Raw genomic sequence first — 14,401 nt, 5'->3', positions numbered from 1 at the left:
CGTTCTACATGACTAGCTGTGAGGTCTACATGGACAAGAATATGAAATCCTTCGCTCGATTCCGACTGCTGGCGGTTCTTTGCGTCCTGTGCATCTCGGTACCGTCTACTGCGTTCGCACAGTGGAAGGTGCGCGACGAGAAGCAAATCAGCGAGAACAAGACCAATACGAATACGCTCGACAAGAAGCTCGACAAGATCCGCGACGACAACAAGATTGGTGCCAAGAGTTCCGGTGAGAAGCCGAGCGGCACAGAAGTCGAGAAGTTGAGCGACGAAATGAAGCCCAAGAAGATCGATGCGAACTATGGCATCGCCGCGTGCGGTGCCACCAAGGGCACACCGGTCACCGAGGGGCAAAAGACCAACTGCGAGCTCATTCAGAAGACCAAGAACGCCCAGTTCAATTACATGGTCGCGATGTATGAGATCACGACGAAGCGCCTGGAGCGTCTGCGCGATCTGGAGAAAGAGCGCAATAACATCGCAGAGAACGAGATTGGCAAGTTGGAGGACAACACCAACAAGTTGATCGCGCTCAAGACCTTGATGGACATCGATCGCCAGCAGATGGAGTCGGCGATGTTCGCTTACGACATCCGTCTCAAGTACTTGCAGGCCCAGCAGTCCAACGAGGCCGAATCGGCGATGAAGGGCAAGAAGAGCAATCCTGACGGCGGTGGCCTGCTTGGCGATATTGTCGGGACGATCACCGATATGGCGCAAGCAGCCGTGGCTGGTGCGGTTATGAAGACGGCGCTCGAGGGCGTCAAGACGGACAAGCCGTCTGACATGAGCCGGTTGAGCTACGAGAAGTAAGGCGGACGCCACGAGCGGCTTTGCTATGAGTTGCCGAGCGTTTTCTGGTTGCCTTCTTTCGAGGGCGGCCTCCGAAAAAATATCCGGGTGCGCTTCACCCGCATGGAAGATCCAATATGTTTAATGTGATTGCCGGCTTGATGGATTCTACACTCGGCGGGGGCGGGCAGGCAGGCTTGGGCTCTTTTCTGGGCAACATGGCCAACTATGCGTTCTTCTCGCTGATCAACGATTATCTGCGAGACGAAATCGATATCTTCCAGTGGACGCTTCTGCAGCGCACCACCATGTGGATGGGCGCGATCGCGCTCACGGTGCTGACACTGTGGATATTGATTCAGGGCTATCGATTGGCAACGGGCCAGATGCGCGAGTCCGCGATGTCCTTGGTCGTCACCGCCTTGCGGGCTACGCTGATCATTGCAGTCGCAACCAGCATGGCGACCGGGTCTTCCAAGCTTTACTGGACATTGACGGACGGCCTGAGCAAGGAGATCACTGAGGTCGTCACCGGCGACGATGCGAGTCCATACAACAAGATCGATGAGAATCTGCTGATCATGCAGACCGCGCTGGCGAGCATCGATGCATTGCAGGCAGGAGGCAGCGAGGAGCGCGAATCCGACAAGACGCGTGCACGCTGGTTCATGGGCTTGGGCATCGCAGGACCAGGCGTGGTTGCCGGTTCGATGCTGCTGCTGAACAAGATCGCGATGGCGTTGTTTGTTGGTTTTGGGCCGCTGTTCATCATGTGTCTGCTATTCAATGCCACGAAGCAGCTGTTTAGCAAATGGTTGTACTACGGCATTGGAACGGTATTTTCGTTGGCGGTGTTGAGCGTCATGGTGGCGATCACCACGAAGGTGGTAGGCGCCGTGGCATTGGCCTTCGTGACGAAGTGGGCGATGAGCACCGCCTTCGATTTCAACGGCGAAGGCGTCAGCAGCATGGCCTTGCAGCAGGGAGGATTGGGATTGGTGATGACGACACTGATTGTGACTGCGCCCCCGATGGCGGCAGCGTTCTTCCAGGGCGTGCTAGGCCAGTTCAGCCCGTACTCGGCGATGGGTGCTGGTGGTGGTGGCGGTGCTGTGCCGGCTGGGCCGGGGGGCGCATTTGTTCCGCGCCAACAGCCCCATGACACAACTCCTAAGGATGAGGCTCCCACTAACAATATGGGCGGAAGATTTGGCGGCACTCAGCCTTCTTCTCCTCAGCAGGATCCGGGATGGCTTGGCAAAGCCAAAACTCCAATCGGCTGATTCCGAATTGAGAAATTGTTCTGAGGATTTGCAGTATGCGATCTAAATGCATCTATATTTTTATTGCTGGGGCCTGCGGCTTGTCCTCTTATTCATTTGCGCAGACCGCTTGTCCTACTGGAACGATTGCAGGGTCGGCTACGTGCGGCCCTGCTCCCACTAGTGAAATTATTTCGCAGCCGCCGACCCCAACTGGAGAGTGGATAAAGACATGGGGGAGCATAGCAACGTCTCCAAGCGGAGACGGTGGAGTAAGTTCAGGTAGGTTATCAAAAAAAGAGGCTGAAGATGTTGCTTTGCAGAACTGTAGGAATATGGGGGCGCAAGGTTGCAAGGTAGAGTTTGTCTATAAAAATCAATGTGTGGCTGCAGCTTATCCTCCTGGGGGCAAGGGAGGGATGATATCTACCTCGGCTACTATTGAAGAGGCAGTGAATAGGGCGAAGTCTAAGTGTGAATCGTCTTCACAAAGCGAATGTAAAATTGCTATATCGGAGTGCTCTGAGCCTGTATTTAGGAAATATTAAATAGCGCTAGTTTTAAGCATCTTCGTGTTTGAAGGTCTTGTAAGTCTTTTATGGGCGTCTAGCCAAGGCGTGACAATCCTTATTGTGATTGCTGGGCTTGTTGCTGTTAGTGCCGGCGTTCTGTTGTAGCCGGAGTCGCCCCACGAGGCGACAAGTAGCGGTGCCTGCAATTGCTATTGAGCGTTTGTCTCTGCATCGTGCGAGCTTGCGCTGAATACGTATGCAAGCGTCCGTGCAGTCCCCGCATCGACGTTACCCTAACGCAGCTTTCCGCGTGCCCATTGCGCACGCGATTTCTGCCCGAAGGGGGGCGTTGCATGACTCAGGTTCCATGGTGGCGCGGTGCCGTCATCTATCAGATCTACCCGCGTAGTTTTCTCGATGCGAACGGCGACGGCGTCGGCGATTTGCCGGGCATCGTGCGCAAGTTGGACTACATCGCCGCGCTCGGGGTGGATGCGATCTGGGTCTCGCCGTTCTTCAAGTCGCCGATGGCCGATTTCGGCTACGACATCGCCGATTATCGCGAGGTCGATCCGCTGTTCGGCACGATGGAGGACTTCGATCGGTTGCTGGCCAAGGCGCATGCGCTGGGCCTGAAGGTGATGATCGATCAGGTGCTCAGCCATACGTCGGTGGAGCATGCGTGGTTCAAGGAGAGCCGCCAGAGCCGGGACAATCCCAAGGCCGATTGGTACGTGTGGGCGGATGCGCGCGAGGACGGGACGCCGCCAAACAACTGGATGTCGATCTTCGGTGGCGTCGCCTGGCAGTGGGAGCCGCGGCGCGGCCAATACTACCTGCACAATTTCCTGTCGTCGCAGCCGGATCTGAACTTCCACAACCCCGAGGTGCAGCAGGCCACGCTGGACAATGTGGAGTTCTGGCTTGCGCGTGGGGTGGATGGGTTCCGGCTGGATGCGATCAACTTCTGCTTCCACGATCCCTTGCTGCGGGACAACCCGCCAAAACCTGCGGAAAAGCGGGTGGGGCGGGGCTTCAGTCCCGACAATCCGTATGCATTCCAGTACCACTACTACAACAATACGCAGGCGGAGAATCTGCCGTTCCTGCAGAAGCTGCGCGGCCTGCTCGATCGCTATCCTGGCACGGTGAGCCTGGGCGAGATCTCGTCTGAGGATTCGCTCGCGACCACCGCCGAATACACGCGGGCCGGGCATCTGCACATGGGCTACAGCTTCGAGTTGCTGACCGACGATTTCAGTGCGGCCTACATCCGCGAGACGGTCGCGCGTCTCGAGGTGGCGATGACCGAGGGCTGGCCGTGCTGGGCGATTTCCAACCACGATGTGCAGCGGGCGGTGACGCGCTGGGGACGGGGCGCAGAAACGCCGGCGTTCGCGCGCCTGTTGACCGCGATGCTGTGTTCGCTGCGCGGTTCGGTGTGCGTCTACCAGGGTGAAGAACTGGGTCTGGGTGAGGCCGAGGTGCCGTTCGAGGCGTTGCAGGATCCGTATGGCATCGCGTTCTGGCCGAGCTTCAAGGGCCGCGACGGATGCCGCACGCCGATGCCGTGGGACGGCAGCGCGCAAGCTGGATTCAGCGAGGGGACCCCTTGGCTGCCGGTGGCGCCGGCGCATCGCGCGCAGGCGGTGGCGGCACAGCTGGCTGATCCGCAGTCGGTGTTGATCGCGTTCCAGCAGTTCCAGGCGTGGCGCAAGCGACAGGTCGCTTTGCGCGAAGGCGATATCGTGTTCGTCGAGACCGAAGAGCCGGTGCTGATGTTCCAGCGCCGGCATGCGCAGCAGACGTTGTTGCTCGCGTTCAACCTCTCAGCGGAAGTGGCCGAGGTGGCACTGCCTGAGGGGCAATGGCGAGCGCTGGCGGTGCCGGGCGTCGATGCCGGGGAGGTCGATGGCGGCCTGCGCCTGCCTGGTTACGCGATGGTGTGCCTGGAAAGTGCCTAGGCCTCTCGACTCTGTGGTTCCGCTGCTGTTTCGCCAGGCAGCGGGACGCAATGCGCCGGTCCAAGGGCGAGTTTCCGACCTCGTGACCGAATGCCAGAACTGCCGTTGGCATTGAAGATCTGATCGTCCTGCTTGTCGGACGTTCACAGTGTTTCTACTAACCAACTGTTTCTGGGAGTGCAATCTCTAGCTGGCGCGAAGGTGGATATTCTGCGTGATCGTCGCGCTGCATCCACGGACGCTGTCAGGCACCGACAGCGAGCAGCGCCGCGAGTATTTCTCCAGCCGTAGGTCGGCATCGGCGAGCGACGTCACGAGCGGGCCCGCAACCTCGCATCCCCGCTGGCTCTGCTGCGCCAGCCAATTGCGGCGTTCACGTCAGCACGGATCAGTGCGCTGTGGGTGCTCAGCGACACTGCCGCCACCAGCGCGATTCTGCTGGCGAACAGCGCGCGTGCCGCCATCGGCACCTTCGCGGTCCACGCAGCGGCGTATTGGCCCGGCCCTCCAGTCCCTGGCGGTTGGCAAACGGCAGCCGCGCACGAGGCTGCTGCTTCAATGCGTCCGCATCGCGTTGTCTTGCTTCGTTCAGTGACAGTGCCCAGATCGAGCGCAACGCGCGCCGCCATGCGCTTAGCGCCGCACGCCATGGCGCGCCAATTGAATGCAAAAAAAAGCCCGCCGGCATGGGCCGACGGGCGTGTTGCAGGCAGGAGGGGTTGGCCTAGAACTTGTAATTCACCCCGAGCACGTAGGTGCGGCCCCACTCGGTGTATTCCAGCGGGCGGTCCTTGCGGCCGGCATAGGTGCGATACGCTTCGTTGGTCAGGTTGCTCGCCTGCAGCAGCAGGGTCAGCCCACTCAAGGTGCTGCTGTCGCCGAAGCTGTAGCTGAGCTGCGCGTCGGTCACGTTCTCGCCGACCACGTAACGCAGCGTGCGGTTGCCGTTGAAGTTGCCGATCTCGCCGATGAAGTCCGAACGCCGGCGCTGGCTGACGCGCGCTTCGAAGCCGTTGCGCTCGTAGTAGGCGGTGAAGTTGTACACGCGCTTGGACAGGCCCGGCAGGCTGATCGGATCCGAGCCCACGCTGGAGACGCTTTCCGGGTCGAGGATCTTGATGTCGCTGTCGTTGAACGTGGCGCTGGCCTGCACGCCGAAGCCGCGCAGGCTGTCGGTCAGCATGTCCAGCGGCAGCGAGGCGGTGAGCTCCAGGCCGCGCAGGGTGCCGCCCTTGCCGTTCTGCGGCGAGGAGAAGGTGCCGATGGTCTGCACCGGGGCGGTCATGCCCGGCGGCACCACGTAACTGGCGACCAGGTCGGAGAAGTCGTAGTCGTCGCGCGACTGCGTGTAGACGTAGCTCTTCAGGTCCTTGTAGAAGATCGCCGCGGCCACGTAGGCCTTTTCGTCGAAGTATTTCTCGTACGACAGGTCCAGCGCGGTCGCGCGCCACGGATCCAGCAACGGGTTGCCGCCGCTGCCGCCGGGCCTGCCGGTGGAGGTGTCGACGCCGAATTCCAGGCCGGCGCGCATCTGGTCCACGCGCGGGCGCGCGACCTGCTTGGCGGCGGCGAAGCGCAGGGTCTGCTGGTGCGGGAACGTGAAGGCCAGGTTCAAGCTCGGCAGCCAGTCGTTGTAGGTCTTGCCGGAATCGATCGGCAGCACGTTCTGGCCGGCCGGGCGCGAACGGTCGAAATAGTTGGACTGCGAGCTCTGGTCGGTGTGCTGCATCTGCACGCCGATGTTGCCGCGCACGCTCACTTCGCCGATATCGGTATTGATGTTGGCGCGCAACCAGGCGGTGGTGATCTTCTCCTGCACGGTCCACGACTTCGGAATCAGGTAGTCGAGGTCGGTGACCGGGTCGAAGGTCATGTAGCGCCCGACCGCGGCCGGGACGTTCCAGGCCGGGATGTAGCCGATGCCGGCGAAGCCCAGGTTGACCGGGTCGTACTGCAGGTCGCCGGCGATGCTGGCGTCGCCCTGCGCGCCGAGCAGGATGTTGCCCTCGGCCTGGGTCTTCTGCTTGCGCCGGTCGGCGTAGTTCACGCCCACGTCGATATCCGAGAACCACGACAAGGCCTGCGGCGCGGGCAGCGTCGCCGACAGGCGGCCGCCCTTCAGGCGGTCCTCGATCTGCGGCACCTTGCCGTAGCCGGAGCCGTAGATGGTGTTGGTCAGGAACAGCGCATCGGGGTTGGAGTAATCCAGCCCGGGTGAGATCTGCGAGAAGCCGTTGGGGTTGACGGTGACGCCGACGGTATCCAGTTGCGGCATCGGGGTCAGCTGCAGGTTGTTCTCCAGGTTCAACTCGTCGCGGGTGGCCTTGGAATAGTTCAGGTCGGCGACGAGCCTGACGTCGCCGACGTTGATCTCGTTGTTCCAGCCGAACGCGTCGATCTTGTCCTTGCGCTTGTTGTACATGCCGCGCACCAGCGGATACACGCCGCTGGCGGTGCCGCCGGTGAAGGTGTTGTCGGCATTCAGCTGCGGATTGCCGATCAGCAGGCCGGGGGTGTAGTTGCCGTTGTAGTTGCTGAGGTTGACCTCGAACTGGTTGGCGGTGTCGATCTGCTCGGCTTCGGTGTGGAACGCATCGAAGGTGCTGGTCCAGGCGTTGGACGGGCGGAACTGCACGGTGGCCATCACGCCGTCGCGCTTGTTGTTGCCGGTGCGGCGCAAGGCCTTGATGCCGTCGGAGAAGTAGGTGCCTGGGGCCAGGCCGGGGCGGTTGCCGGCGTCGGTATGCTCAGTGGTCCACGGCTCGTACAGGCCGACCTGGTTCTCCTGGATCGGGTTGTCGCTGTGCGCGTAGCCGATCGAGATGCCCAGGGTCTTGTCGAGGAACTGGTCGATGTAGCTGGCGCTGAAGCGGTTGCCGTACGCGTCGACATCGGCCGCCTTGCCCAGCGAGGTCTTCTGCAGGCGGCCGCTGACCGCGATCACCCGGTCCGGGAAGCTCAACGGGCGCACGGTCTGCATATCGATGGTGCCCGACAGGCCCTGGCCGACCAGCGCCGCGTCCGGGGTCTTGTACACGGTCACGCCATTGACCAGTTCCGATGGGTATTGGTCGAACTCGACGCTGCGGTTGTCGCCGGTGCTGACCACCTCGCGGCCGTTGAGCAGGGTGGTGGCGAAGTCGGGCGACAGGCCGCGGACGCTGATCACCTGGGCGCGACCGGCCACGCGCTGCGCGGCCAGGCCGGGCAGGCGGCCCAGCGATTCGGCGATGCTCACGTCCGGCAGCTTGCCGATGTCCTCGGCCGAGATCGCCTCGACGATGGACGTGGCGTCCTGCTTGACCGCGATCGCGCTCTCGATGCCGCGACGGATGCCGGTCACCTGGACCTTGTCCAGTTCGGTGACCGGATTCTGCGCCGGCGCGGTGGCGGTGCCGGTCTGCGTTGCGGACTGTGCGGTAGCCAGCATCGGCGTCATGGCGATGGCCAACGCCAGCGTCAGCGCATTGCGCTTGTGGTTCAACATTTTCCCCTCCCAGGCAATGTTGTCTTGCGAATTTTCTGGCCCGGCCAAATCGCCGGATGTAGGTATCGCGCTGCCGACGATGCGGTAACGCGACTGCGACGTATGGTAGACACGGCAGTCCATCGCGAACGTCGGCTGCATACGTATTCACTGGGTTTCATCACGGTGGAATCGATTCCACGATTGCGATGTCTTGTTCGCGATGGCCACGCGCATGCGTGCTCGGTATCGCAGGGTCGTCATGCGGAAGGTGCCATCGCCAGGTCGCGGTCCAGGCGTCCGTCGCGCAACTGGAAGCCCAGCCTGGAATCGCCGATCACCGGGTCGCCGAGGCGCTGCACGCGGTAGCTCGGCTTGCCGTCGTCCAGCTGCAGCGCGACCTGCAGCACCTTGCCCGGGGAGTTCACGCTGGCCACGGTCCTGGATTCTGCGCGCAGCAGCGGTGCAACGCACAACAACGCCGCTGCAAACAGGAGCGGCAGGCACGGCGCGCGGCGCACGCGTGGCATGGCATGAAGCTGCGGCATATCCCCTCCCAAGGCGGCCGTGGCACGTGCGGCGACTATAGCGAGGCACTGCGGCGCCACTGCGGCGCGGGCGATGAATACGTATGCAGATGTGCGCGCCACGGTGCGGCGCGTCTACCATGTCTGCAGCGCTTCTCGAAGAAGAGGCCGCGACCGCGGCGCCGGCATGCCGGTGCTGCGAACCCACAATGCAGGCAAAGAGGGAGGGAGGCCGACGGGCGCGAGCCGGTCCGCCGCTTCGATGCTGAAGATGATCTGCTTGGCCGCCACCTTGGGTGCCGCGGTGTCGGCGTCTGCGTGGCAGACGTCGTTGCAATGGCGCGGCCAGACTGCGCAGGCCGCGGCCGCTGCCGACGGCGGCTTCGTGCTGACCTCGGCGCAGGGCACGCGCACGCTGGTGGCGCAGCCGCTGCGCAGCGAAACCGCCAGCCCGCTGTTCGATGCGCTGTTCGCGCTGGCGCAGCAGGAACTGCGCGACGACCAGGTGGACGCGATCCGCGATCCGGCCTTCGACCACGGCAAGCCGTTGCCGTGCGATTGCTATCAGACCGGCGAACGCTGGCCCTATGTGTGGACCCGCGACGTCAGCTACGCGGCCGATCTCGCGCTGGCGCGGCTGGACCCGGAGCGTACCCGGCGCTCGCTGCGTTTCAAGCTTTCGGCGATGCGCGGCGCGGACGCGCGGCCGGGCCTGTTCGTGGCCCAGGATACCGGCTCCGGCGGCAGCTGGCCGGTGAGCAGCGACCGCGTGGTCTGGTTCCTAGCCGCGCGGCATCTGCTCGACGACGCGGCGTTCGCCGCCGAGACCCGTGCCGCGCTCGCGGCGACCCTGGCGCAGGACCGCGAATTCGCATTCGATTCGCGGATCGGCCTGTACCGCGGCGAGACCTCGTTCCTGGACTGGCGCGAACAGACCTATCCGGCCTGGACCCGCAACGACGTGCGCTTCATCGCCGAGTCGTACGCGCTGTCCACCAACGTGCTGCACTATCAGGCGCTGCGCCTGGGCGAGCGGCTGGCGCGCGAGCAGGGCGACGACGTGCCCGCGGCGCGCTACGCCGGCTGGGCTGACGCGCTGAAACAGGCGATCGCGCAGCGCTTCTGGCGCGAGGACCGCGGCACCTACGTCAGCTATCTCGGCAGCGCCGCGCATCCAGTCGCCTACGAGAGCTACGACCTGCTCGGCCTGTCGCTGGCGGTGCTGGCCGACGTGCTGCCGCGCGAACGCGCGCGCCAGGCGCTGGCGCGCTATCCGGCGGTCGAGGCGGGTAGCCCGGTGGTGTGGCCGCAGCAGCAGGACGTGCCGATCTACCACAATCGCGCGATCTGGCCGTTCGTCAGCGCTTATGCGCTGCGCGCGGCGCGGCATACCGACGACAGCGCGCGCATCGCCTTCGAAGTGCGCTCGCTGCTGTGTGGCGCCGCATTGGCCGGTTCGAACATGGAGAACTACGAATTCCTGAGCCAGGCCGCACATGTGGACGATGGCCCGCTCAGCGGACCGGTGGTCAATTCGCCGCGCCAGCTGTGGTCGGTGGCCGGCTATCTGGCGATGGTGATCGAAGGCGTGTTCGGCGTGGAGGACGATGGCCAGGTCGCGCCCAAGCTGCCGGTGAGCCTGGTGCCGATGCTGTTCGGCGAGCGCGACGAGATCGCGTTGCAACTGCGCGACCGGCGCATCGTGCTGCGGCGGCCGGCGCAGGCGCAGCTGCACGGCGACCTGCTGGTAGCTGGCGACACGCGTACCGCTGACGGCGTGACCACCGTGCAACTGGTCGCGCGCGACACGGCGAGTGCGCCGGTGCCGCTGCTCGCGGCCAAGGATGCATTCGCCCCGCTGACGCCACCGGCGCCGCGCGTCGACCGCGACGCGCAGGGCTGGCGCGTCGCGGCGGCCGCCGACACGGTGCTGTACGTCGATGGCCAGCGCCAGCCGGGCGCTGCCGACGGTGCGCGCTTGCCGCTGCGCGAGCAGGTGCAGTGCCTGAGCCTGACCCGGCGCGGCGCGCAGTGGGAGTCATTGCACAGTCCCAGCGTCTGCGTCGGCGACGAGGTGCGCCTGGCCGGTGGCGACGATTGGCGCTGGACCACGCCGCGCGATGGCGACTACCGGCTGAGCCTGCGCTACGTCAATGCGCATGGCCCGATCAATACCGGCGTCACCGCCGCGGTGAAACAGTTGCAGCTGCAGTGCGGCGACGCCGCGCCGCAACGCATGCCGGTGGTGATGCCACACAGCGTCGGCGAACAGGAGTCCACTACGGCGGTGTTCGCGCTGAAGGCCGGGCAGGCCTGCCGCATCCGGGTGGTGCCTGCGGCGAACATGAGCGCGCTGCAGCACTTCGCGCGCTACACCGGCGGCCAGGGCGGCGCCGACGGCGTGGTCAACGCCGCAGACGTCGCCGCACTGCTGATCGCGCCGGCCGGCGCAGCGCAGGTGCGCCGATGAGCGCCATGCCCATGCCGCGCGCCAAGCCGGCGCTGTCGTTCTGGCAGATCTGGAACATGTGCTTCGGCTTCCTCGGCATCCAGTTCGGCTTCGCGCTGCAGAACGCCAATGCCAGCCGCATCTTCCAGACCCTGGGCGCGGACATGGAGCAGGTGCCGGGCTTGTGGATCGCCGCGCCGCTGACCGGCTTGATCGTGCAGCCGATCGTCGGCCATCTGTCCGACCGCACCTGGAACCGCTTCGGCCGGCGCCGCCCGTACTTCATGGTCGGCGCGCTGTTCACCACGCTGGCGTTGCTGGCGATGCCAAACTCGCCGGCGCTGTGGGTGGCCGCGGGCACGCTGTGGATCCTGGATGCGTCGATCAATATCTCGATGGAGCCGTTCCGCGCCTTCGTCGGCGACCAGTTGCCGCAGCGCCAGCGCGCCAGCGGCTATGCGATGCAGAGCTTCTTCATCGGCGTCGGCGCGGTGGTGGCGAGCATGCTGCCATGGCTGCTGGCGCACTGGGGGGTGAGCAATACCGCCGCGCCCGGCCATGTGCCGGCCACGGTGCGCTATGCGTTCTACCTGGGCGGCGCGGTGCTGTTCCTGTCCATCGGCTGGACCGTGCTGCGCACCCGCGAGTATCCGCCCGAGACCTTGCAGGGGTTCGACGATGCAGCGCCACCGCTTGTCGCCGAGCATGCGGCGACCATGCCGCGTTCCGATGGCGTCGCGGCGCTCTGGTTCGCGCTCGGCCTCGCCGGCGCGGCGGCGATCTTCTGGAGCGGCGGCGACCGCATGCTGTACGTGCTGGCAGGATTGTTCGTCGGCTATGGGCTGTTGCAATGGCTGGCGCCGCGGCTGCGCCCCGAGCACATGCTGGCGGCGATCATGCGCGACGTGCAGGCGATGCCGCAGGCGATGCGGCGCCTGGCCTGGGTGCAGTTCTTCTCGTGGTTCGCGCTGTTCGCGATGTGGATCTACACCACCGCGGCGGTGACGCAGACGCACTACGGCGCCAGCGACGTCACCTCAGCAGCGTACAACGACGGCGCCAACTGGGTCGGCGTGCTGTTCGGCGCGTACAACGGCTTCGCTGCGCTGGCGGCGATCGTCATCCCGCTGCTGGTGCGCGCGTTCGGCCTGCGCGTCAGCCACCTGCTCAACCTGTGCCTGGGCGCGGCCGGCCTGCTGTCGTTCCTGTGGATCCGCGATCCGCAGTGGCTGCTGCTGTCGATGCTCGGCGTCGGCTTCGCCTGGGCCTCGATCCTGTCGCTGCCGTACGCCTTGCTGTCTGACAGCGTGCCGGCGGCGAAGATGGGCGTGTACATGGGCATCTTCAATTTCTTCATCGTGATCCCGCAGCTGGTCGCGGTCAGCGTGCTGGGCTTCGTGCTCAGCCACTGGCTCGGCGGCCGGCCGCTTTACGCGCTAGGCATCGGCGGCGCCAGCCTGCTGCTGGCGGCGCTGTGCGTGCTGCGGGTTCCCGCCGAACATGGAGCAAGGCAATGACCTATCGGATGTCGCTGCTGGCGCTGGCCCTGCTGGGCGCCTGCGCGCAACCGGCGCGGGCGCAGTCGGCGGAGTACTACGGCACGCTGGAGCCGTTCGCCAGCGAGGCGGTGTATTTCGTGGTCACCGACCGTTTCGTCAACGGCGATCCCGGCAACGACCATCGCGACCAGGGCGGCGCGCACCGCACCTTCGACATCCCGCTGCCGGCGCCGCCGGGCGAGAGCGACAACATCGGCTACCTGGGCGGCGACTTCAAGGGCGTGGTCGACAATGCTGGCTATATCCGCGGCCTGGGCTTCGGCGCGGTGTGGATCACGCCGATCGTCGACAATCCGGACGAGGCCTTCACCGGCGGCAAACCGATCACATGGGGCAGCAACCTGAGCGATCGCGGCAAGACCGGCTACCACGGCTACTGGGGCGTCAATTTCTACAGGCTGGACGAGCACCTGCCCAGCCCAGGCCTGGATTTCGCCGGCTTCACCCAGGCGATGCATGCGCAGCGCCTGAAGGTGGTGCTGGACATCGTCGGCAACCACGGCTCGCCGGCCTATTCGATGCCGAAGCGGCAACCGCTGTTCGGCCAGGTGTTCGATCGCGACGGCAAACTGGTCGCCGACCACCAGAACCTGCCACCGGCCAAGTTGGATCCGGCGCACAACCCGCTGCATGCGTTCTACAACACCGGCGGCGGCCTGGCCGAACTGTCGGACTTCAACGAACGCAATCCGGCGGTGATGGAGTATCTGGTCGGCGCCTATTCGCAATGGCTGGGGCAGGGCGCCGACGCCTTCCGCATCGATACCATCGGCTGGATGCCGGACAGCTTCTGGCATGAATTCGTGCGCCGCATTCGCGCGCAGCGGCCGGGCATGTTCATGTTCGGCGAGGCCTTCGATTACGACGCGCGCAAGATCGCCGGACACACCTGGGCGCGCAATGCCGGGGTCAGCGTGCTGGATTTCCCGCTGAAGCAGGCGCTGGCCTCGGTGTTCGGGCATGCGCGCGGCGGCTTCGAGCAGTTGCAGACGCCGCTGTACCTGGAGCGCGGCCCGTACGCCAATCCGTACGAGTTGATGACCTTCTACGACAACCACGACATGGCGCGGCTCGACGCCAGCGACGCCGGCTTCATCGATGCGCACAACTGGCTGTTCACCGCGCGCGGCATCCCGGTGATCTACTACGGCTCGGAAACCGGCTTCATGCGCGGCCGCGCCGAGCATGCCGGCAACCGCAACTACTTCGGCCAGGAGCGGATAGACGCCGCGCCGCAGGGCCCGATCTTCGCGCCGTTGCAGCGCATCGCGCAGCTGCGCCAGCGCAGCCCGGCATTGCAGCGTGGGCTGCAGCTCAACCTGCGCCTGGCCGGCGACGAAGCGGTGTTCTATCGCGTGTACCAGCATGCGGGCAGCACCCAGACCGCGCTGGTGCTGCTGAACAAGAGCGATGCGCCGAAGACGCTGGAGGCGAGCCGCTACCTGCAGCCTGGCACCTGGCGCGACGGCTTCGACGGCAGCGCGATCGAGGTCGCGGACGCCTTGCGTGCCGAAGTGCCGGCGCATGGCGTGCGGGTGTTCCTGTCCGATGCGCCGATCGTGCGCCCGGATCTGCGCGCGCGGCTCGCTTGGCTGATGGCGGCCAAGGACGGCGTGGCGCCGCCGCAGTAGCTTGATGCTTGCCCTCGTAGGAGCGGCTTTAGCCGCGACACTCCATCGGGTAGAGCGTCACGGCTAAGCCGCTTCTACGAGAAGCCGGGCACTGCAGGAGAGCTTGAGCCTCGATGCAGATTGCCGCATCGCTGTGGTCTCCGACTCCGTTCGTCGCGATTGAAGTCGCTCCCACAGTGACTTGCGGCGAGCTCGCTGGGTGCACTGTGGGAGGGACTTCAATCCCGACTGCTC

At 64.8% G+C, this 14,401-nt stretch carries 7 protein-coding genes and 1 pseudogene; 6 read left to right on the top strand and 2 right to left on the bottom strand.

Annotated elements, in window-relative coordinates:
* Positions 1 to 41: 41 nt before the first annotated feature.
* From NUG20_RS13125 to NUG20_RS13115, 3 genes are all read left to right on the top strand, one after another.
* A complete protein-coding gene (locus NUG20_RS13125; protein WP_263394906.1) occupies positions 42 to 818 on the top strand; it encodes a hypothetical protein in 777 nt (258 codons plus the stop codon).
* A 140-nt stretch (positions 819 to 958) separates the two neighbouring features.
* Positions 959 to 2,080, top strand: coding sequence for a TrbL/VirB6 family protein (locus NUG20_RS13120; protein ID WP_263398478.1), 1,122 nt, complete (start codon positions 959 to 961; stop codon positions 2,078 to 2,080).
* A gap of 844 nt (positions 2,081 to 2,924) precedes the next feature.
* The gene (locus NUG20_RS13115) at positions 2,925 to 4,535 is read left to right on the top strand and encodes an alpha-glucosidase (RefSeq protein WP_263394905.1); all 1,611 of its coding nucleotides are present in this window, start codon (positions 2,925 to 2,927) and stop codon (positions 4,533 to 4,535) included.
* A 724-nt stretch (positions 4,536 to 5,259) separates the two neighbouring features.
* Here NUG20_RS13115 and NUG20_RS13110 read toward each other — a convergent pair.
* Both NUG20_RS13110 and NUG20_RS21855 read right to left on the bottom strand, forming a co-directional pair.
* Positions 5,260 to 8,022: a TonB-dependent receptor gene (locus NUG20_RS13110; protein ID WP_263394904.1), complete on the bottom strand. Its 2,763-nt coding sequence runs from the start codon at positions 8,020 to 8,022 to the stop codon at positions 5,260 to 5,262.
* A 254-nt stretch (positions 8,023 to 8,276) separates the two neighbouring features.
* Positions 8,277 to 8,531 (bottom strand): annotated as a pseudogene (locus tag NUG20_RS21855) (glycoside hydrolase family 97 N-terminal domain-containing protein); the annotation flags it as partial.
* Between the two features lie 259 nt (positions 8,532 to 8,790).
* On the opposite strand from NUG20_RS21855, the gene NUG20_RS13100 reads away from it, so the two are divergent.
* Genes NUG20_RS13100 through NUG20_RS13090 form a run of 3 tightly spaced genes read left to right on the top strand, consistent with a single transcriptional unit; the run spans position 8,791 to position 14,167 of the window.
* The gene (locus tag NUG20_RS13100) at positions 8,791 to 10,998 is read left to right on the top strand and encodes an alpha-L-rhamnosidase-related protein (RefSeq protein ID WP_263394902.1); all 2,208 of its coding nucleotides are present in this window, start codon (positions 8,791 to 8,793) and stop codon (positions 10,996 to 10,998) included.
* Positions 10,995 to 12,494, top strand: coding sequence for an MFS transporter (locus NUG20_RS13095; RefSeq protein ID WP_263394901.1), 1,500 nt, complete (start codon positions 10,995 to 10,997; stop codon positions 12,492 to 12,494). Before NUG20_RS13100 ends, NUG20_RS13095 begins: the two co-directional genes overlap by 4 nt.
* A complete protein-coding gene (locus tag NUG20_RS13090) occupies positions 12,491 to 14,167 on the top strand; it encodes an alpha-amylase family glycosyl hydrolase (protein WP_263394900.1) in 1,677 nt (558 codons plus the stop codon). Before NUG20_RS13095 ends, NUG20_RS13090 begins: the two co-directional genes overlap by 4 nt.
* Positions 14,168 to 14,401 lie beyond the last annotated feature (234 nt).

It is taken from the genome of Xanthomonas sp. CFBP 8443 (assembly GCF_025666195.1).
In the GTDB taxonomy this organism is placed as follows: domain Bacteria; phylum Pseudomonadota; class Gammaproteobacteria; order Xanthomonadales; family Xanthomonadaceae; genus Xanthomonas_A.
This window is presented reverse-complemented; position numbering and strand designations above follow the sequence as displayed.

Coding starts and splice junctions, on each gene's coding strand:
- NUG20_RS13125 (WP_263394906.1), top strand. CDS start 42: ATGAAATCCTTCGCTCGATTCCGACTGCTGGCGGTTCTTTGCGTCCTG.
- NUG20_RS13120 (WP_263398478.1), top strand. CDS start 959: ATGGATTCTACACTCGGCGGGGGCGGGCAGGCAGGCTTGGGCTCTTTT.
- NUG20_RS13115 (WP_263394905.1), top strand. CDS start 2,925: ATGACTCAGGTTCCATGGTGGCGCGGTGCCGTCATCTATCAGATCTAC.
- NUG20_RS13110 (WP_263394904.1), bottom strand. CDS start 8,022: ATGTTGAACCACAAGCGCAATGCGCTGACGCTGGCGTTGGCCATCGCC.
- NUG20_RS13100 (WP_263394902.1), top strand. CDS start 8,791: ATGCTGAAGATGATCTGCTTGGCCGCCACCTTGGGTGCCGCGGTGTCG.
- NUG20_RS13095 (WP_263394901.1), top strand. CDS start 10,995: ATGAGCGCCATGCCCATGCCGCGCGCCAAGCCGGCGCTGTCGTTCTGG.
- NUG20_RS13090 (WP_263394900.1), top strand. CDS start 12,491: ATGACCTATCGGATGTCGCTGCTGGCGCTGGCCCTGCTGGGCGCCTGC.